General features: G+C 63.5%; 23 protein-coding genes. 9 read left to right on the top strand and 14 right to left on the bottom strand.

Annotation, left to right across the window (positions count from 1 at the left end; all coding sequences use genetic code 11):
- Window positions 1-8 precede the first annotated feature (8 nt).
- Window positions 9-839 carry a lysophospholipid acyltransferase family protein gene (locus O9Z70_RS14510; protein WP_286020149.1) on the top strand — a complete coding sequence of 277 codons (831 nt, stop codon included), beginning with the start codon at window positions 9-11 and terminating at the stop codon, window positions 837-839.
- Between the two features lie 91 nt (window positions 840-930).
- A complete protein-coding gene (locus tag O9Z70_RS14505; protein ID WP_286020148.1) occupies window positions 931-1,275 on the top strand; it encodes a hypothetical protein in 345 nt (114 codons plus the stop codon).
- Here the strand turns inward: O9Z70_RS14505 and O9Z70_RS14500 are convergent.
- Window positions 1,263-1,811, bottom strand: a complete 549-nt coding sequence (locus O9Z70_RS14500; RefSeq protein ID WP_286020147.1) for a gamma-glutamylcyclotransferase — start codon at window positions 1,809-1,811, stop codon at window positions 1,263-1,265. The two genes, O9Z70_RS14505 and O9Z70_RS14500, sit on opposite strands and share 13 nt — an antisense overlap.
- Before the next feature lie 157 nt (window positions 1,812-1,968).
- Between O9Z70_RS14500 and O9Z70_RS14495 the strand changes: the two genes are divergently transcribed.
- On the top strand, window positions 1,969-2,940 hold the full coding sequence (locus O9Z70_RS14495; protein WP_286020146.1) for a DUF2125 domain-containing protein: 972 nt from the start codon (window positions 1,969-1,971) through the stop codon (window positions 2,938-2,940).
- Between the two features lie 31 nt (window positions 2,941-2,971).
- Here O9Z70_RS14495 and O9Z70_RS14490 read toward each other — a convergent pair whose 3' ends face one another.
- The 8 genes from O9Z70_RS14490 to gluQRS form a co-directional block, all read right to left on the bottom strand.
- The gene (locus O9Z70_RS14490; RefSeq protein ID WP_286020145.1) at window positions 2,972-3,943 is read right to left on the bottom strand and encodes a prephenate/arogenate dehydrogenase family protein; all 972 of its coding nucleotides are present in this window, start codon (window positions 3,941-3,943) and stop codon (window positions 2,972-2,974) included.
- Entirely contained in the window at window positions 3,940-5,034 is a 1,095-nt protein-coding gene (hisC, locus tag O9Z70_RS14485; RefSeq protein WP_286020144.1) for a histidinol-phosphate transaminase, read from the bottom strand. The genes O9Z70_RS14490 and hisC overlap by 4 nt, the downstream gene beginning before the upstream one ends.
- Window positions 5,035-5,164: 130 nt before the next feature.
- Window positions 5,165-5,374, bottom strand: a complete 210-nt coding sequence (locus O9Z70_RS14480) for a hypothetical protein (RefSeq protein WP_286020143.1) — start codon at window positions 5,372-5,374, stop codon at window positions 5,165-5,167.
- A 12-nt stretch (window positions 5,375-5,386) separates the two neighbouring features.
- A complete protein-coding gene (locus O9Z70_RS14475; RefSeq protein ID WP_286020142.1) occupies window positions 5,387-5,569 on the bottom strand; it encodes a putative motility protein in 183 nt (60 codons plus the stop codon).
- 95 nt (window positions 5,570-5,664) lie between these two features.
- Window positions 5,665-6,348, bottom strand: coding sequence for a rhomboid family intramembrane serine protease (locus tag O9Z70_RS14470; protein ID WP_286020141.1), 684 nt, complete (start codon window positions 6,346-6,348; stop codon window positions 5,665-5,667).
- 23 nt (window positions 6,349-6,371) lie between these two features.
- Entirely contained in the window at window positions 6,372-6,965 is a 594-nt protein-coding gene (locus O9Z70_RS14465) for a cob(I)yrinic acid a,c-diamide adenosyltransferase (protein WP_286020140.1), read from the bottom strand.
- 15 nt (window positions 6,966-6,980) lie between these two features.
- The gene (locus O9Z70_RS14460; RefSeq protein ID WP_286020139.1) at window positions 6,981-7,181 is read right to left on the bottom strand and encodes a twin transmembrane helix small protein; all 201 of its coding nucleotides are present in this window, start codon (window positions 7,179-7,181) and stop codon (window positions 6,981-6,983) included.
- A gap of 122 nt (window positions 7,182-7,303) precedes the next feature.
- A complete protein-coding gene (gene gluQRS, locus O9Z70_RS14455; RefSeq protein ID WP_286022024.1) occupies window positions 7,304-8,146 on the bottom strand; it encodes a tRNA glutamyl-Q(34) synthetase GluQRS in 843 nt (280 codons plus the stop codon).
- A gap of 82 nt (window positions 8,147-8,228) precedes the next feature.
- On the opposite strand from gluQRS, the gene O9Z70_RS14450 reads away from it, so the two are divergent.
- The 3 genes from O9Z70_RS14450 to O9Z70_RS14440 all read left to right on the top strand — a co-directional run bounded on the left by O9Z70_RS14450 (window position 8,229) and on the right by O9Z70_RS14440 (window position 10,257).
- Window positions 8,229-8,900 carry a DNA-3-methyladenine glycosylase family protein gene (locus O9Z70_RS14450; protein ID WP_286020138.1) on the top strand — a complete coding sequence of 224 codons (672 nt, stop codon included), beginning with the start codon at window positions 8,229-8,231 and terminating at the stop codon, window positions 8,898-8,900.
- On the top strand, window positions 8,897-9,547 hold the full coding sequence (locus tag O9Z70_RS14445; RefSeq protein WP_286020137.1) for an alpha/beta hydrolase: 651 nt from the start codon (window positions 8,897-8,899) through the stop codon (window positions 9,545-9,547). The genes O9Z70_RS14450 and O9Z70_RS14445 overlap by 4 nt, the downstream gene beginning before the upstream one ends.
- Before the next feature lie 152 nt (window positions 9,548-9,699).
- A complete protein-coding gene (locus O9Z70_RS14440; RefSeq protein ID WP_286020136.1) occupies window positions 9,700-10,257 on the top strand; it encodes an HNH endonuclease in 558 nt (185 codons plus the stop codon).
- Between the two features lie 656 nt (window positions 10,258-10,913).
- On the opposite strand, the gene O9Z70_RS14435 is transcribed toward O9Z70_RS14440, so the two are convergent.
- From O9Z70_RS14435 to O9Z70_RS14415, 5 genes are all read right to left on the bottom strand, one after another.
- On the bottom strand, window positions 10,914-11,342 hold the full coding sequence (locus O9Z70_RS14435) for an SRPBCC family protein (RefSeq protein WP_286020135.1): 429 nt from the start codon (window positions 11,340-11,342) through the stop codon (window positions 10,914-10,916).
- Window positions 11,339-11,752, bottom strand: a complete 414-nt coding sequence (locus tag O9Z70_RS14430) for a DUF1801 domain-containing protein (protein ID WP_286020134.1) — start codon at window positions 11,750-11,752, stop codon at window positions 11,339-11,341. The genes O9Z70_RS14435 and O9Z70_RS14430 overlap by 4 nt, the downstream gene beginning before the upstream one ends.
- Window positions 11,753-11,761: 9 nt before the next feature.
- A complete protein-coding gene (locus tag O9Z70_RS14425) occupies window positions 11,762-12,181 on the bottom strand; it encodes a DUF1801 domain-containing protein (RefSeq protein ID WP_286020133.1) in 420 nt (139 codons plus the stop codon).
- Between the two features lie 110 nt (window positions 12,182-12,291).
- On the bottom strand, window positions 12,292-12,510 hold the full coding sequence (locus O9Z70_RS14420; RefSeq protein WP_286020132.1) for a hypothetical protein: 219 nt from the start codon (window positions 12,508-12,510) through the stop codon (window positions 12,292-12,294).
- On the bottom strand, window positions 12,507-12,830 hold the full coding sequence (locus O9Z70_RS14415) for an ArsR/SmtB family transcription factor (RefSeq protein WP_286020131.1): 324 nt from the start codon (window positions 12,828-12,830) through the stop codon (window positions 12,507-12,509). The genes O9Z70_RS14420 and O9Z70_RS14415 overlap by 4 nt, the downstream gene beginning before the upstream one ends.
- A gap of 296 nt (window positions 12,831-13,126) precedes the next feature.
- On the opposite strand from O9Z70_RS14415, the gene sdhC reads away from it, so the two are divergent.
- Genes sdhC through sdhA form a run of 3 tightly spaced genes read left to right on the top strand, consistent with a single transcriptional unit; the run spans window position 13,127 to window position 15,722 of the window.
- Window positions 13,127-13,513 carry a succinate dehydrogenase, cytochrome b556 subunit gene (gene sdhC, locus O9Z70_RS14410; RefSeq protein WP_286020130.1) on the top strand — a complete coding sequence of 129 codons (387 nt, stop codon included), beginning with the start codon at window positions 13,127-13,129 and terminating at the stop codon, window positions 13,511-13,513.
- Window positions 13,513-13,905: a succinate dehydrogenase, hydrophobic membrane anchor protein gene (gene sdhD, locus O9Z70_RS14405; protein WP_286020129.1), complete on the top strand. Its 393-nt coding sequence runs from the start codon at window positions 13,513-13,515 to the stop codon at window positions 13,903-13,905. Before sdhC ends, sdhD begins: the two co-directional genes overlap by 1 nt.
- Window positions 13,906-13,910: 5 nt before the next feature.
- Window positions 13,911-15,722 carry a succinate dehydrogenase flavoprotein subunit gene (gene sdhA, locus O9Z70_RS14400; RefSeq protein ID WP_286020128.1) on the top strand — a complete coding sequence of 604 codons (1,812 nt, stop codon included), beginning with the start codon at window positions 13,911-13,913 and terminating at the stop codon, window positions 15,720-15,722.
- Window positions 15,723-15,727: the final 5 nt, after the last annotated feature.

Here is a 15,727-nt window from a genome sequence, read left to right as displayed (position 1 = left end):
GGAATTTCATGGCAATCAAGAGCGTCATCCAGGCAGTCCGCACGGCGATCTTCTATGTCGTCTTCATCGGCCAGACCGCTATCCTGGCCATTCTGGCGGGGATCAGCGGCCTGCTGTTCGGCCGTACGCCCTTCGGTTGGGCCATAGCCCGCTATTGGTGCTGGTCCAATCCGCTGATCCTGCGCTTTCTCACCGGCGTCGGCACCCAGGTCGAAGGCGCCGAGCATATCCCGCCCGGTGGCTGCATCATCGCCTCCAAGCACCAGTCGGATTGGGATATCTTCGCCACTTTTCCCCATACCGGCCGCCCGGCCTTCATCGCCAAGAAGGAGCTGATGCGCATTCCTTTTTTCGGCTGGGCCGCGCGTTCGCTCGATTGCATCGAGATCGACCGGCAAAGGGGCGCGCAGGCCATCCCGGAAATGATCAGGCAGGCGCGCGAAGCCATCGAAAGAGGCTGTCGCATCGTCATCTACCCCGAAGGCACCCGCAGGGCGGCGCTGGCGCCGCCCGATTACCGGCAAGGCATCGTGCGCCTCTATAGCACGCTCAACGTGCCCGTCGTGCCGGTGGCGCTCAATTCGGGCCTCTATTGGGGCCGCAATAGCCCGATCATCTGGCCGGGCATGGCCAAGGCCCGGTTCCTGCCCGCCATCGAGCCCGGCCTGGCGCCCGAAATCTTCCTCGAAAAACTCAAGCAGACCATCGAGGCCGAATCGGACAGGCTCGCTCTCGAGGCATTGGACCAGGGGCTGGACCGTCCGGTCGACGCGAAATTGGCTGCACGGATCGACCAGCTTCATGAGCGCCAAAACCGCCAGATGCCGGGAAATTCCTGAGCGCGTAGCCAGCGTCGCAACGAAGCGCGCTTGACGCCGGACGTCGTTTGTTCTATTTTTGTTCTTCTTCTGAGCGTACAGGGGAACGGGAATGGCAGCGATCAGCGATCTGACGTTTGAAGCCGGTGGGCGGCAGGCCGAAATGGTGGATTGGCAGGGCCGCTCGGGCCGCCATTACCTGCTTTCCAGCGAAAATCTCGCCAGCTTCGTGATGCGCGAGACCGCCCTCTACCTGCTTGCCAAGGGCAGGCAGGTGCTCTGGGTCGGCTCGGCCGGCGATCTGGTTACCGATCCTGCCAGCCGGGCGCGCTTTCGCCTTGCGCTTCGTGGCGCCAGCCGGGCCTTCCGGCTCGACGCACCCATGGACCGGCTTGCGGCGATCTGGGATCTGGAGGCGGCGATGCCGGCGCCGCTGGGTGCGGCTCAGGCCGCCTGACCATCCGCTTCCAGCGCCCGGGCCAATGCCATCAGGGTCCGGTCGCGGATGCCGAGCTGTTGCAGGTGCCGGGCCGTGTTGAGCACATAATCGACGTTGGGACCGGCAATGCCGATGCCGGCGCGCACCATGGCCACCTGCTGTTCCAGGCTGAGCATGCCGACAAATTGCTCATGGGTCTCGTCCACCACATAGGCTAGGGCTGCCACCCGCCGTCCATCGACGAGGCTGACCGGCCGCATCACGTCGCGATAAACCGAGGTGACCTGTTCGCGCGCATGAAGATAGACCAGCGCCTCCTCCCAGTCCGCCGCCGCCACTTCGAAAGCCACGCCCCGGCAGGACCCGCCCCGGGTCAAGCCAAAGACCAGTCCCGGCTGCTCCGGGGTGCCGCGATAATGGTGGGAGATGATCGAGAGCGAGCGATGCGCGCCATGCAGCAGGCCAAGCTGGGCGCTGACAAAGGAAAAGCCCGGATTCCAGATCAACGAGCCATAGCCGAAGACCCAATGATTTTCGCTGCCAGTCTGCGCCATTCGTGTCATCGCTAAACCCAAATCGCTTTCTAGCCTGCCTCATTCGGCGGGAGATGCAAGTCATTCCGGTCCGGTTTATGGGCAAGGACAGGGGTGAAGGGACGACGATCGCGAAAACCCGCTTCTGAGCGGGCAGCGGCAGCGGTAAGAAGAGATCATGGAGAAGCGAATCATCATTCTGGGCGCTGTAGTGCTCGTAGTCGTGCTGGCCTGGACCGGGGGCTGGTATTTCGCGGCGGGACAAATCCGCCAGCAGGTCGATGCCCTGGCCCTGGCCGATGGCGAAGCGGCGCCCCAGCTCACCTGCCGGGAGCTGGCGATAGGCGGGTTTCCCTTCCGCTTCGATCTCCAATGTTCGGACGCCGCAATCCTGTCCGGCGACGTGCTGGTCGAACTTCCCCATTTCCGCGCCAGCGTCATGGTCTATAGGCCCAACCATGTCCTCGCCTCGGCTGTCGGACCGGCCCGCATCGCCGATGCCTTCACCGGCCTCAAGCAAGAGATGTCCTGGACGGAGATCGAGGCCAGCCTGCGGCTGGAAAGCTGGCGCATCGCCAGAATCTCGATCGTCGGCAATGACCTTGCCTGGAGCGACACCCTGTTCGGAAACTCGCTCATCGCTCGGACCCCGCATGTCGAAATGCACCTGCTCGACATGCCGGAAATGCATGATGCCACAGCGGGCCGAGCGGCTCTCGCGCTGTTCGCCCGCGCTGCGGATGTCGAAGTTCCCGCTATCGAACTCACAGCCGTCAATGCCGAAATCGAGACGGAGATTACCGGGCTGCGTGACGATATCCGCGCTTGGGGGGCAAGGCCTTTCCTGCCCGACTGGCAACAGGCCGGGGGCCGATTGCGCCTTGCCGGGCTTCGGGCCAGCGATGGCGTCTCCGATCTCAGCGCCGATGGCGAACTGGGCCTCGATGCCCAGGGCTATCCGACCGGCTCGATCAGCATCGATTCTCTGGGGGTCGCGGAGCGTATCGGCCCCTTCATCGACGAGCCGTGGCGCACCCTGGTCCTGGGCGTGGCCGGCGAAGATGCACGGCATCAGAACCAGCTCAATTTCGCCGCTGGTGGCATGTCGTCGGGCCTGGTTCCCGTCGCTGCCATCCCGTCGCTGTTCTAGCGGCTATTGCCTCATAATGGCGGGAGCGACGTCAAGCGTCGTCGCCCCCGCCATGTTCGCGCACCAAGGGAATGTCCGGCACTGGCGGCACGTCATGTGGCCGGCCGAAATCGGGCGCTGCGGTTTCCTGGCCGGCATCGATGACGGAGCGGCGAATTTCCCGGGTGCGGGCAAAGAGCGATTCCAGCGTCGGGCCATCGCCGGTCCGCACCGCCCGCTGCAATACCGAAAGATCTTCAAGGAAGCGTCCGAGCATTTCCAGCACCGCATCGCGGTTGGTGAGGAATACGTCGCGCCACATCACCGGGTCGGAGGCGGCGATGCGGGTGAAGTCACGGAAGCCCGAGGCCGAGAACTTGATGACTTCGGACTTGGTATCGGCCTCGAGGTCGGCCACCGTGCCCACGATATTGTAGGCGACCAGGTGCGGAATATGGCTGGTAATGGCCAGGACCATGTCGTGATGGTTCGCATCCATGCATTCCACCATCGAGCCCATGGCCTGCCAGAAGGCGACCAGCCTGTCGGTATCGGCCTGGGATATATCGGATCCCGGCGTCAGGACGCACCAGCGCCCGGCGAAAAGTTCGGCAAAACCGGCCGCAGGGCCCGAATGCTCGGTGCCGGCAATGGGATGGCCGGGAATGAAGCTGACACCAGGGGGCACATGCGGGCCGACGACCTTGACCACATGCGCCTTGACCGAGCCGACATCGGAGAGGATCGCGCCGGGTTCCAGCGCCGGCGCAATGGTTCTGGCCAGGTGTTCATAGGCGCCGACGGGCGCGCAGAGGATAACGAGATCGGCGCCGCGCACTGCCTCGGCGGCATCGAGCGTATAGATGTCGCCCAGGCCCAGTTCCCGCGCTTCATCGAGGGTTTCCTGTCGCCTGGTGGCAATGGAGATGACGTCCACCAGCCCCTGCCGCCGCGCCGCCAAGGCGATGGAAGCGCCGATCAGGCCAATGCCGATCAGCGCCAGCTTGCGAAATTGTGCGCTCATTGCGTCTTGTCCATGGATTTGAGCACTTTGGCCACCATGCGCATCGCTTCTTCCGTGCCGATGGAAATGCGCAACCCATTGCCGATGCCGTAGGAGGGGCCGATTTCGCGCACGATATAGCCGGAATCGGCCAGTGTCTCGAAGGCCTTTGCCGCCATGTCCGGCGTGTCGAACAGGATCATGATGAAATTGGCCTGGCTGGGAATGACGCGCAGCCGATTGCTCGACAGTTCGGCGGTCAGCCAGTCGCGCCAATGCGCATTGTGCTCCCTGAGCCGCTGGGTGAATTCCTCATCCCGCGCCGCCGCGGCGCCCGCCATCTGCGCCGGCAGATTGACATTGAAGGGCCCGCGAATGCGGTGCAATGCGTCGACCACGTGATCCGGGCCCACCAGCCAGCCGATGCGGATTGCCGCCAGGCCCATCTTGGAAAAGGTGCGGACCATGACGACGTTCTGCTGTTCGCGAACCAGGTCGAGGCCGACGGAATAATCGGCTGCCGTCACATATTCGGCATAGGCGCTGTCGATGACCAAGAGAATGTCGGGGCGGAGCCCGGCATGCAGCCGCCGTACTTCGGCATCCGAGAGATAGGTGCCGGTGGGATTGTTGGGATTGGCCAGCCAAACCACCTTGGTGCGCTTGGTCACGGCCGCCAGCAAGGCATCGACATCGGCTCGATAATCGCGTTCCTCGACCAATACGATCTTGGCGCCGGCCGCCCTGGTGACGATCGGATAGACGGAAAAGCCGTAGCGGTTCATCACCGCCTCGTCGCCGTCCCCGAGATAGACCTGCGCCAATAGATGCAGCAGATCGTCCGAGCCATTGCCGCAAACGATGCTGGTGGGGTCGACGCCATGCACCTCTCCCAGCGCCTCACGCAGGAGCCGCGAAGATCCTTCCGGATAGATTTCCAGGTGCGCGGAGGCCTCGATCATGGCCGCCAGCGCCTTGGGGCTGGCGCCCAGGGGCGATTCATTGGCGGAGAGCTTGACGGCCTGGCTACCGGGTCGGCCGGACTTGCCGGGCAGATAGGGTGCTATATCGAGAATGCCAGGCTGCGGCTTGGGACGAATTGGTTCGGACATGATGATCTTGTGATGGGCAGGAAAAGCCGCGCGGACCATAGTGAAAGCCAGAGCCAAAGGCAAAAACTTCCGTGGGGGCCAGCCTGGCTTCGGACGGAGCGGATTCGAGTGTATTCCGGCCCACAGGAGCCTAGATCAGCAGATCGACTTCGGCGCCGTTGATGGGATTGGCCGGGGCCTGTTCATCGGAGGAAAGCTTGTCCGCCTGCTCGGCCTGGGCGATGGCCATTTGCATGCGCAATTCAGCCACTTTGGCCAATTGCGTGGCAAGCGATGCGCCGTTCTCCTGGGCGATGCGGGTGATCATGACGGCGGGGCCGATACCGCTGGGATTGGTCATGCGACCCCCGGATCAAGCCAGTTTGTCGATGCGGAGGCCCTGGCCGGGCGGCGGGGCGCTGAGGGCGGTCTGCATGAGCGTTTCGAGCAATTCGGTCTGCATTTCATGCGCCTTCTTGAAGACGGCGATCTGCACGGCATTGTTCGTCGCGGCATGGCGCGCGGCGAGCATCTGCATGGAGAGATCGATGTCCAAGGGTCGGGCTTCCTGATCAATACCGGGCCGAGCTTATGGACAAGGCGTAAACAAAACCTTCCGGGGTGGACTGGCTTTTCGGCAAAGACGGAGAATCAGCGGCCGCCAAAGAGCGGCAGGTCCCGGCGCTTCAGCGGCGCGACCAGAGCCATGCCGGCGAGAAAGCCGCCGATATGGGCCCACCAAGCCACATCCTCGCCATTGCTCGCCAGGACATAGAAGAACTGGCTGGCGATCCAGAAGCCGAGCATCCAGAATGCCGGCACCGGCAAGGGGATCAGCCAGACGATACGGGCCAGGAGGAAAACCCGGGCATGGGGATAGAGCAGGACATAGGCGCCCATGATCCCGGCGACGGCGCCCGAAGCCCCGATCAGCGGGCCATTGCCATCGAGATTGAACAGCAGATGGGTCAGCGCCGCCAGCACCGCGCAGGCCAGGTAGAAGAACAGATATTTCACATGGCCCAATGCGTCCTCGATATTGTCGCCGAAGACCCACAGGAACAGCATATTGGTCAGCAGATGCAGCCAATCGGTGTGCAGGAACGCATAGGTGACCAGGTTCGCCCAGTCGGGCAGCCAGGGCACGGGCTGCGGATAGAGGTCGCGCACAACGATGGGGATCATGCCGAAATTGATCGTGGCCTGCTCGAAGGCGGCGGGCGGCAGCGCGGACTGGACGAGAAATGCCAGAATGGTGACGCCGATCAGGCCGTAATTGACGAAAGGGAATTGGACGTGGCGGATCGGATTGGCGTCGTGCAGGGGCAGGAACAATGCCTCTCTCCTTGCTCGGGCGATCAGCCCTTTTTCACGTCGCCGTAATTTCCCGGCACCCACAAGACATCCTTGGCGCCATTTTCATTGGCCACGCGACCCAGCACGAATAGCAGGTCCGACAGGCGATTGAGATAAATCATGGTCTGAGGATTGGTGTCGGGCTCCGCCGCGAGCAATGCGGAAACCAGCCGTTCGGCGCGGCGGGTTATGGTGCGGGCTAGGTGCAGGGCGACCGACAAGGGCGTGCCCCCGGGCAGGACGAAGCTTTTCAGCGGCTCGAGATCGGCATTGAAACGGTCGATCTGGTTTTCAAGCCATTCGGTCTGAATCGGGCGGATGCGCAGGCTGGGATATTGGGCATCGGGATCGTCGGCGCCGGGCGTCGCCAGATCGGAGCCGACATCGAAGAGATCGTTCTGGATGCGGCCCAGAAGCAGGTCGAGCTGGGGCATGTCCGCGGCGGCCAGCCGGGCATTGCCGATAAAGGCATTGGCTTCCTCGACCGTGCCATAGACCTCGATGCGCAGATCATGCTTGGATCGGCGCGGACCACGCACCAGGCCGGTCGTGCCTTTGTCGCCGGTTCGCGTATAGATGGCGTTGAGCTTGACCATGTTCCGCGCCGCCCCTTATCGGACCTGTCCGCCGAAGAAGAACAGGGCGCCCAGGAGCAGAATCAGGGCAATGGCCTGACCGATGACACGCAGGCGCATCAGGCGCTGGCTGGTATTGCCCGACCCGCCCTTGAGCATGTTCCACAGGCCCATGCCCAGCACGATAACGACAAAGAGCAGCGCGAGGGCGATGGCGATATTGAGAAGGGTTTGCATGTGAGCCTAACGGATGAGGGTCCAGCGGGTTCGCCATTGATATAGGCAATGGGGCCAGCTGCCACTGCGTCATAAATGGCATGAATTCGCCGCGAGGTGAACAATTCCCTGCGCGGGGAGGCCTAGAAGCCGATGCGGCGCCGGATGTCGGCGGGGGTCCAGCCCTGGGCGCGCAGGTCGCGCAGGCTGGGCGAGCCTTTCGATTTGGAGAGTTTCCCGCCAGTGTCGTCTTTCACCAATCGGTGGAAGTGGTAACGCATTGTTGGCATTTCGAGCAGCATTTGCAGCAAAACATGCACATCGGTGGCCGCTTCGAGGTCCTTGCCGCGGGTGACATGGGTGATGCCCTGCGCGGCGTCGTCGACGACGACGCTGAGATGATAGCTGGTGGGCACATCCTTGCGTTGCAGCACCACGTCGCCCCAGCGTTCCGGACGGGCATAGCGGATCTGCGGCCGGTCGAGAATAGTGGGTCCGACGATTGTATAGGTCAGCAGGCCGGTGCGGGCGGTGGCCTTGGTCATGTCGAGACGGAACTGCACCGGATCGCCGCGCTCCAGCCCGGCAATGCGTTCGGCATTGGACAGATGCCGGCAGGTGCCGGGATAGAGCGGGGCGCCATCGGGATCTTTGCCGGTGGACTGGGCGGCGATATCGGCGCGGGAGCAGAAGCAGGGATAGAGCAGGTCCATGTCGCGCAGACGATTGGCGGCGTCGGCATAGAGCTGGAAACGTTCGGACTGGTGGAGGACGGGTTCGGGCCAGGCGAGGCCCAGCCAGGCGAGGTCCTCGAATATGGCCCGGATAAATTCGGGTTTACAGCGGTTGATGTCGATGTCTTCGATGCGTAGCAGAGCCGTGCCGCCAAGCGTCGCCGCCGCGTCCCAGGTGAGCAGCGCCGAAAGGGCGTGCCCGAGATGGAGATAGCCATTGGGACTGGGGGCGAAACGGAGCAGGGCGGGCATGGAATCGAGGTCGTCCAACAGAAGGGCTCTCCCCGGCGCTTCCCGAGGAGGCGGGCGAGGCGGGGCCAGGATATCAGGATCTATGACAAATATCATTGCAACTTCCGCTCCGACACCGCGGATCGATACGCCGGAGGGCCTGGCCTGGCATCTCGATGCGCTGACGGAGCTGGTGCCGGCGCTGGCGCCGATGCGGGCGATGGCCGGCACGGTGCTGCCGCGCGTCAATCCCCGGCATTTCGCCGGCATGGCCAAGGTGATCTGCGGGCAGCAATTGTCGGTGCAGAGCGCGGCGGCCATCTGGTCGCGGTTCGAGGCGGTGCCGGGGGCGCTGACGCCGGAGAGCTATCTGCGCCTCGATGAGGAGAGTGTGCGGGCGGTGGGATTTTCGCGCGGCAAGTTCCTGGCCCTGCGCGCCGTGGCCGAAGCGGTGGTGGCGGGCGAGCTGGATTTCGCCGCGATCGAGGCGTTGCCGGCGGAGGAGGCGATTGCGCGTCTGGTGACGCTGAAGGGGGTCGGTCCCTGGACGGCCGAGGTCTATCTGCTGTTCTGCGGCGGACATCCCGACATTTTTCCGGCCGGCGACCTGGCGCTGCTCAAGGCGGCGCATCACGGGCTCGGCCTTGACGCCCGGCCGACGATCAAGGAGATGATCGGGCTGGCGCGGGACTGGTCGCCGCATCGTTCGGTGGCGGCGCTGATGTTCTGGCGCTATTTCGCCGCAGTGAAGAACAGGGAAACGAGCCTTTTATGACCAAGCTTTCCGGCCCGATGCTGGCCCCGGCCAATGGCGGGGCGCCCGATGCCGCCATGGTGCTGCTGCATGGCTATGGCAGCGACGGCCACGACCTCATCGGGCTGGCGCCGCATTGGCAGGGCGTCCTGCCCGGCGCCCTGTTCGTCTCGCCGCATGCGCCGGAAGCGCTGGGCATGGGCGGCTACCAATGGTTCGCCATCGATTGGAGCGGCGATCGCGTCGCCAGCCGCCAGAGCGGATTGCAGGCGGCGCGGCCGGTGCTGATCGAATTCCTCAACGATCTGTGGAGCCAGACCGGCTTGACGCCGGAGCGCACCATGCTGACCGGCTTCAGCCAGGGGGCGATGATGGCGCTGCATGTCGGCACGGCGCTGCCGGCGGAACAGAAATTGATGGGCATTATCGGCTTTTCCGGCGCCTTGGTGCCGCCCGAGGGCTTGGGAGGCGGGCACCTGGCCAAGCCGCCGATCTGCCTGGTGCATGGCGATCTGGACGAGGTGGTCGATCCCAATCTCAGCGCCGAGGCGGACGCGGCTTTGCGCGACGCCGGGTTCGACGTGCATTATCACGTCAGCCGGGGCGTGGCCCATGGCATCGCGCCGGACGGACTGGCCTTTGCGACGCAGTTCATCGCGGGGCTGTAAAGAAATCCGGCGGGACCCGATTTCCCGACGCTCCTTTCGTCCCGGCGCGCCGAAGCAAAAATAAGCCCGACATGCCGCTTCACATGCCCGACATAAAGGGCTTAGTATAATGGAGCTATGGACTTACGCGATTCCCGATCCGGGAGACTCAAGTGACCATCCATGTGTCGCCTGAGACCTGTCCCGCCCTGGTGCTGAATGCCGATTTCCGGCCTCTCAGCTATTATCCGCTCTCGCTATGGTCGTGGCAGGACGCCATCAAGGCGGTGTGCCTGGATCGCGTGAATATCGTTTCCGAATACGAGACGATCATCCGCTCGCCCAGTTTCGCGATGCGCTTGCCCAGCGTGGTGTCGCTCAAGGATTATGTGAAGCCGGCACGCCATCCCGCCTTTACCCGCTTCAACGTGTTCCTGCGCGACCGTTTCCAATGCCAATATTGCGGCAGCCCGCACGAATTGACCTTCGATCACGTCATTCCCCGCTCCAAGGGCGGGCTGACCACCTGGGAAAACGTGGTGGCGGCCTGCGCGCCGTGCAATCTGCGCAAGGCCAATCGGCTGCCCAAGGAAATCAAGATGTTCCCGCACCAGACGCCTTACGCGCCCAGCGTCTATGACCTGCACAATAATGGCCGGGCCTTCCCGCCCAATCACCTGCATCAGAGCTGGCTCGATTATCTCTATTGGGACATCGAATTGGAGCCGTAAGAGGATTGGCGCGCGATTTTCTCGCAGGCCTCATTCTGATCTTTCGGCAGGCTCCAATCTGCCGCAGACCTCATCCTGACCCTTCGGCAAGCACAGGATGTCGAAGGACGAGGTTGGGAGCGCCGTGGCCGCGACCTCGTGGTCCGACAAGCTCACCATGAGGTCTAAGTGGCGTCGGCGCATATATCGCCCTCTTTTCGGATCGTCGCCCTCGCGCTTGACGCGGGGGCTCCTGCGGCAGGCGCAACAGACACAGGACCCTCGCGTCGAGCGCGAGGGTGACGAGTGGGGGATTGGGGGTGACGAGTGGGGGATTGGGGGTGACCCCCTTCCCTCGACAGCGAGGCTTTGGCTTTTTTAACGGAGGTTCCCGCTTTCGCGGGAATGACGCGGTGGCCAGCGGCGCGGTCTTGCTCGCGAGCCGCATCCCGGATCGTCGCCCTCGCGCTTGACGCGGGGGCTCTTGCGGCAGGCTCAACAGACACAGGACCCTCGCGTCGAGCGCGAGGGTGACGAGTGGGTGGGATAATATCTAGCTCCCTTCCCTCGACAGCGAGGCTTTGGCTTTTTTAACGGAGGTTCCCGCTTTCGCGGGAATGACGCGGTGGCCAGCGGCGAAGGTGAAGGGGGTGAAAGTTAAGGGGCGGGACGAGCGATTACAGACCGGCCAGCGTTTCTTCGAGCTTGCCGAGGAATTGTTTCCAGCCGGCATGGGCCCCGCCATAGGCCTGTTTCTGCCCGGGGCGGAAGCCGCTTTGTTCGACGCGCAGATGGGTGCCGGCGGCATTGGGGGTGAGGGTGAAGGTGACGACGCTTGCCAGCGCATAGGCCGGGTCGTCATTGGCGAAGTTCCACGTATAGGACAGGCTGCGATCGGGTTCGATGGCCAGCACTTCGCAATCGATAATGCCGCCCCATTCGCCGCGCAGCTGGAATTTGTGCCCCGGGCTGGGCACGAAATCATTCTTCATCAGCCAGTCTTCGATCAGGTGCGGCTGGGTCAGGGCGCGCCAGAGTTTTTCCGGCGGATGCACAAAATCGCGTTCGACCACGACGGAGCGGGTTTCGGTGTCGGTCTGGGTCATTGCAGGCGCTCCCGGCTGGGTTTCTTGGCATTGTTGAGGGCGATGGCGGCGCGGATCAGCGCGATAAACGCCGCCTCGTCGAAATTCTCGTCCCGGCGGAAATCGATGGCGCGGCGGGTATTGCCGTCAAGGCTGGAATTGAAAAGCCCATGCGGATCGTCGAGCGCGGCGCCTTTGGGAAAGGTGGTCTTGACCGCGGCCTTATAGGTCTCGCCGGTGCAGATGATGCCGTTGAGCGACCAGACCGGATTGTTCCATTTGAATTCCTCGGCAATTCCCGGATCGGCCGAGAGGATGAGGGCGCGGAGGCGGGCCAACAGTTCGCCGCGCCAATCGCCCAATTCGGCGATGCGGCGGTCGATATGGGCGGGGGCTTCGGACTGGTCCCAGTCGGCAGTGGCTTTGGGCATTTGACGTCCTCACATCTTCTCGCCGGGCAGGCGGCTCGCCTGCTTGACCCATTCGGTGAATTGCGCGTCGAAATCGTCACCTTCATGGATGTCGAGATAACGCACGGCGGGATATTTGGATTTGCCCTTGGGCAAGGGATCGAGCGACGCGCCCTGGAAGAAGGTGACTTTCACATAGCGCTCGAAGCAATGCAGGCTCAGGAACCAGTAATCCTTCTTGGTGCCATAGAAGGGCGAGTTCCATTTGACCGCCTTTTCGACGCCGGGAATTTCGCGCGTGATAATGGCGTCGATGCGCCGGCCGACAGCGCTTTTCCAGCCGGGCATGGCGGCGATATAGGCCTTGACGGGCGCCTCGCCATAACCCTTGGCGATCTGCGGATTGCCCCCGGAGAGCAATTTCGGCGGTTGGCTGGTCTTGTCGGGCATGGTTCCTCCTGGAGCCTCATGCGATTGGATTGCAGCAAATCGCCGGCTCTTCCTCTTTGATGTCGCATCGCTTGTGCAGAAAGCCGGATTCCACTTTTCTGCACGATGCGCTAGCCGGCCAGGCGGCGGCTCCGCCAGCGGCCGATATAGGGCAAGAAGAACATGTAAAGCCCACTGAGCAAAAGCAGGAATAACGGCAGGAGCGGCAGATAGGTCAGCCAGTCAGAGGACTGGCCGGCAAACAGGGCGATGAAATTGGCGATCACCGTCAGGGTGAAGAAAATCGAAATCCAGCGATGGCTCTGCCGGATGAAGAGGTGCGGGTTCATTGGTCCATCCTGTGGAGAAGGTCGTCGAGCGCGTCCAGGCGCTGTCGCCAGAAGGTCTGCATGTCGCGGGTCCAGTCGCTGAGGGGGGCGAGGGCGGCGAGTTCGGCGCGGTAATGGGTCTGGCGGCCCTGGGGGCGGTCCCCGACCAGGCCGGCGCGCTTGAGGACGGCCAGGTGCCGCGAAACCACCGGCTGGGAGACGCCGGCGCCGCTGGTCAGCGCGCCGACCGTGCGCTCGCCCTCGCGGCAAAGGCGCTCGAACAAAGCGCGCCGGGTCGGATCGGCGAGGGCGCGGAACACATCATCGGGCGAGGCAGGCATAATGTCATATCCATAGCTGAATGGCTATGAATGATAGATAGCCATCGAGCTATGAATGAGTCAAGCGGAAGAATCGGCATGGCGGGCGGGCGAGGCAGTGTCTTTGCGAGCCCGCGAAGGAGACGACGCCATTCGAACAGTCTGTGCGCCCAGCGAACAAAGTGCGTAATGCGCCGAAAGTAGTCCCTTGATATGGGTCGGGGGCTTTGATTTCCTCGGCATTGGGCGCTAGAAACTCGAACCATTCCAAACTGGACGCGATATTCCATCGCGTCCCGCCGGCCCCGGATCGCCCCATGTCTGTCAGAGCCCGACCCACTTCCCCGCATTTGCAGATCTACCGCTGGACCATCACCATGGCCATGTCGATCTTCCATCGCGCCACCGGCATCGCCAATTATGCCGGCATGGCCCTGTTCGTGATCTGGCTGATGGCCGCGGCAATGGGGCAGGAGGCGCTCGACGGGGTCAATATCGTCTATGGCAGCTGGTTCGGGCAGGTGGTGCTGTTCGGCTTCACCTGGAGCCTGGTGCATCACATGCTGGGGGGATTGCGGCACTGGATCTGGGACTTCACGGTGATGCTGGAGCCCGGCCAGCGCGAGGCCCTGGCCTGGGCGACGCTGGCCGGCTCGATCGCCATCACCATTCTGATCTGGACAATCTTCGTGTGGGTGGCGTGATGCGTGAAACCATGATCACCAAGGACATGATCGCCGATCCGCGCAGCCGCTATGGCGACGCCAAGGCCTCGACCCGCCATTTCATCACCCAGCGGGTGACCGGCCTGATCAATATCCTGTTTCTGGGCCTGTTGCTGTTCCTGGTGGTGCGGCTGGCCGGGCAGGACCGCGGCGAACTCGTCGCCATTATCGGCAATGGCTGGATCGGGGTGCCGCTGATGGTGCTCATCGCGGTGGTGGCGGTGCATATGCGCAACGGCATGCGCGATACGCTGGAAGATTATGCCGAGGGCCGCATGTTCCGGCTGACCATGGCTCTCAACAGCTTTTTCTGTCTCATCGTGGCGCTGGCCGGCATCGGCGCCGTCGCCCGTCTCGTCTTCTGGAACTGATCGACATGGCTCAATACGAAGTGATCGACCACGAATTCGACGTGGTGGTGGTCGGCGCCGGCGGCGCGGGCCTGCGTGCCACGCTGGGCATGGCCGAGCAGGGTTTCAACACCGCCTGCATCACCAAGGTGTTCCCGACCCGCAGCCACACGGTGGCGGCGCAGGGCGGCATTGCGGCGTCCTTGCAGAATATGGGGCCGGACAGCTGGCAATGGCACATGTACGACACCGTCAAGGGGTCGGACTGGCTGGGCGACAACGATGCCATGGAATATCTGGCGCGCGAGGCCCCGGCGGCCATTTATGAGCTGGAACATTACGGCGTGCCGTTTTCGCGCACCCAGGACGGCCGCATCTATCAGCGGCCCTTTGGCGGGCATATGACCGAATTCGGCGACGGCCCGCCGGTGCAGCGCACCTGCGCCGCCGCCGACCGCACCGGCCATGCCATCCTGCATACGCTGTACGGCCAGTCGCTCAAGCACGACGCGCAATTCTTCATCGAATATTTCGCGCTTGACCTGATCATGGGCGAAGACGGCTCCTGCCAGGGCGTCATCGCCTGGAAGCTCGACGACGGCACGCTGCACCGCTTCCGCGCCAAGCTGGTGGTGCTGGCGACCGGCGGTTATGGCCGCTCCTATTTCTCGGCCACTTCGGCCCATACCTGTACCGGCGACGGTAATGGCATGGCGGCGCGGGCCGGGCTGCCGCTCCAGGACATGGAATTCGTGCAATTCCATCCCACCGGCATTTATGGCGCCGGCGTGCTGATCACCGAAGGGGCGCGGGGCGAGGGCGGCTATCTCACCAATTCGGAAGGCGAGCGCTTCATGGAGCGCTATGCCCCCAATGCCAAGGACCTGGCCTCGCGCGACGTGGTCAGCCGCTGCATGACGCTGGAAATCCGCGAGGGACGGGGCGTCGGCCCCAAGAAGGACCATATCTACCTGCACCTCGACCATCTCGATCCCAAAGTGCTGCATGAGCGGCTGCCGGGCATTACCGAAAGCGCCCGCATCTTTGCCGGCGTCGACCTGACCCGCGAGCCGATCCCGGTCCTGCCGACGGTGCACTATAATATGGGCGGCATCCCGGCCAATTATCACGGCGAGGTGCTCAACCCGACACCAGACGATCCCAACCGCATCGTGCCCGGCCTGATGGCGGTGGGCGAAGCGGCCTGCGCCTCGGTGCATGGCGCCAATCGCCTCGGGTCCAATTCGCTGACCGACCTCGTGGTCTTCGGTCGTGCCGCCGCGATCCGCGCCGGCAAGGTGCTGGACAAGGCCGCGCCGGTACCGGGGATCAACAAGGCCCAGGACGACAAAATCCTCGCCCGTTTCGACCGGCTGCGCCACGCCAATGGCGCCCAGCCGACGGCGAAGCTGCGTGACGAGATGCAGCACACGATGCAGGCCGACGCCGCCGTGTTCCGCACCTCCGAATCGTTGCGCCAGGGCGTCGAGGCGATGAGCGAAATCTATGCCCGCCTGCCCGACATCAAGGTCACCGATCGCTCGCTGATCTGGAACTCGGACCTGGTCGAGACGCTGGAGCTGGAAAATCTCATGGTCTGCGCCGTGACCACGGTGGTGTCGGCCGAGGCCCGCCACGAAAGCCGCGGCGCCCATGCTCATGAGGATTTCCCCAATCGCGACGACGAAAACTGGCGCAAGCATACGCTGAGCCGCATCGATGTCGCTACCGGCGCGGTGGAATTGTCCTATCGCCCGGTCATCATCGACCCGCTGACGCCGCCGGATCAGGGCGGCATCGACCTCAACAAGATCGCGCCCAAGGCGCGGGTTTATTGAGGATC

It is taken from the genome of Devosia sp. YIM 151766 (assembly GCF_030285925.1).
Taxonomy (GTDB): Bacteria; Pseudomonadota; Alphaproteobacteria; order Rhizobiales; family Devosiaceae; genus Devosia.
This window is presented reverse-complemented; position numbering and strand designations above follow the sequence as displayed.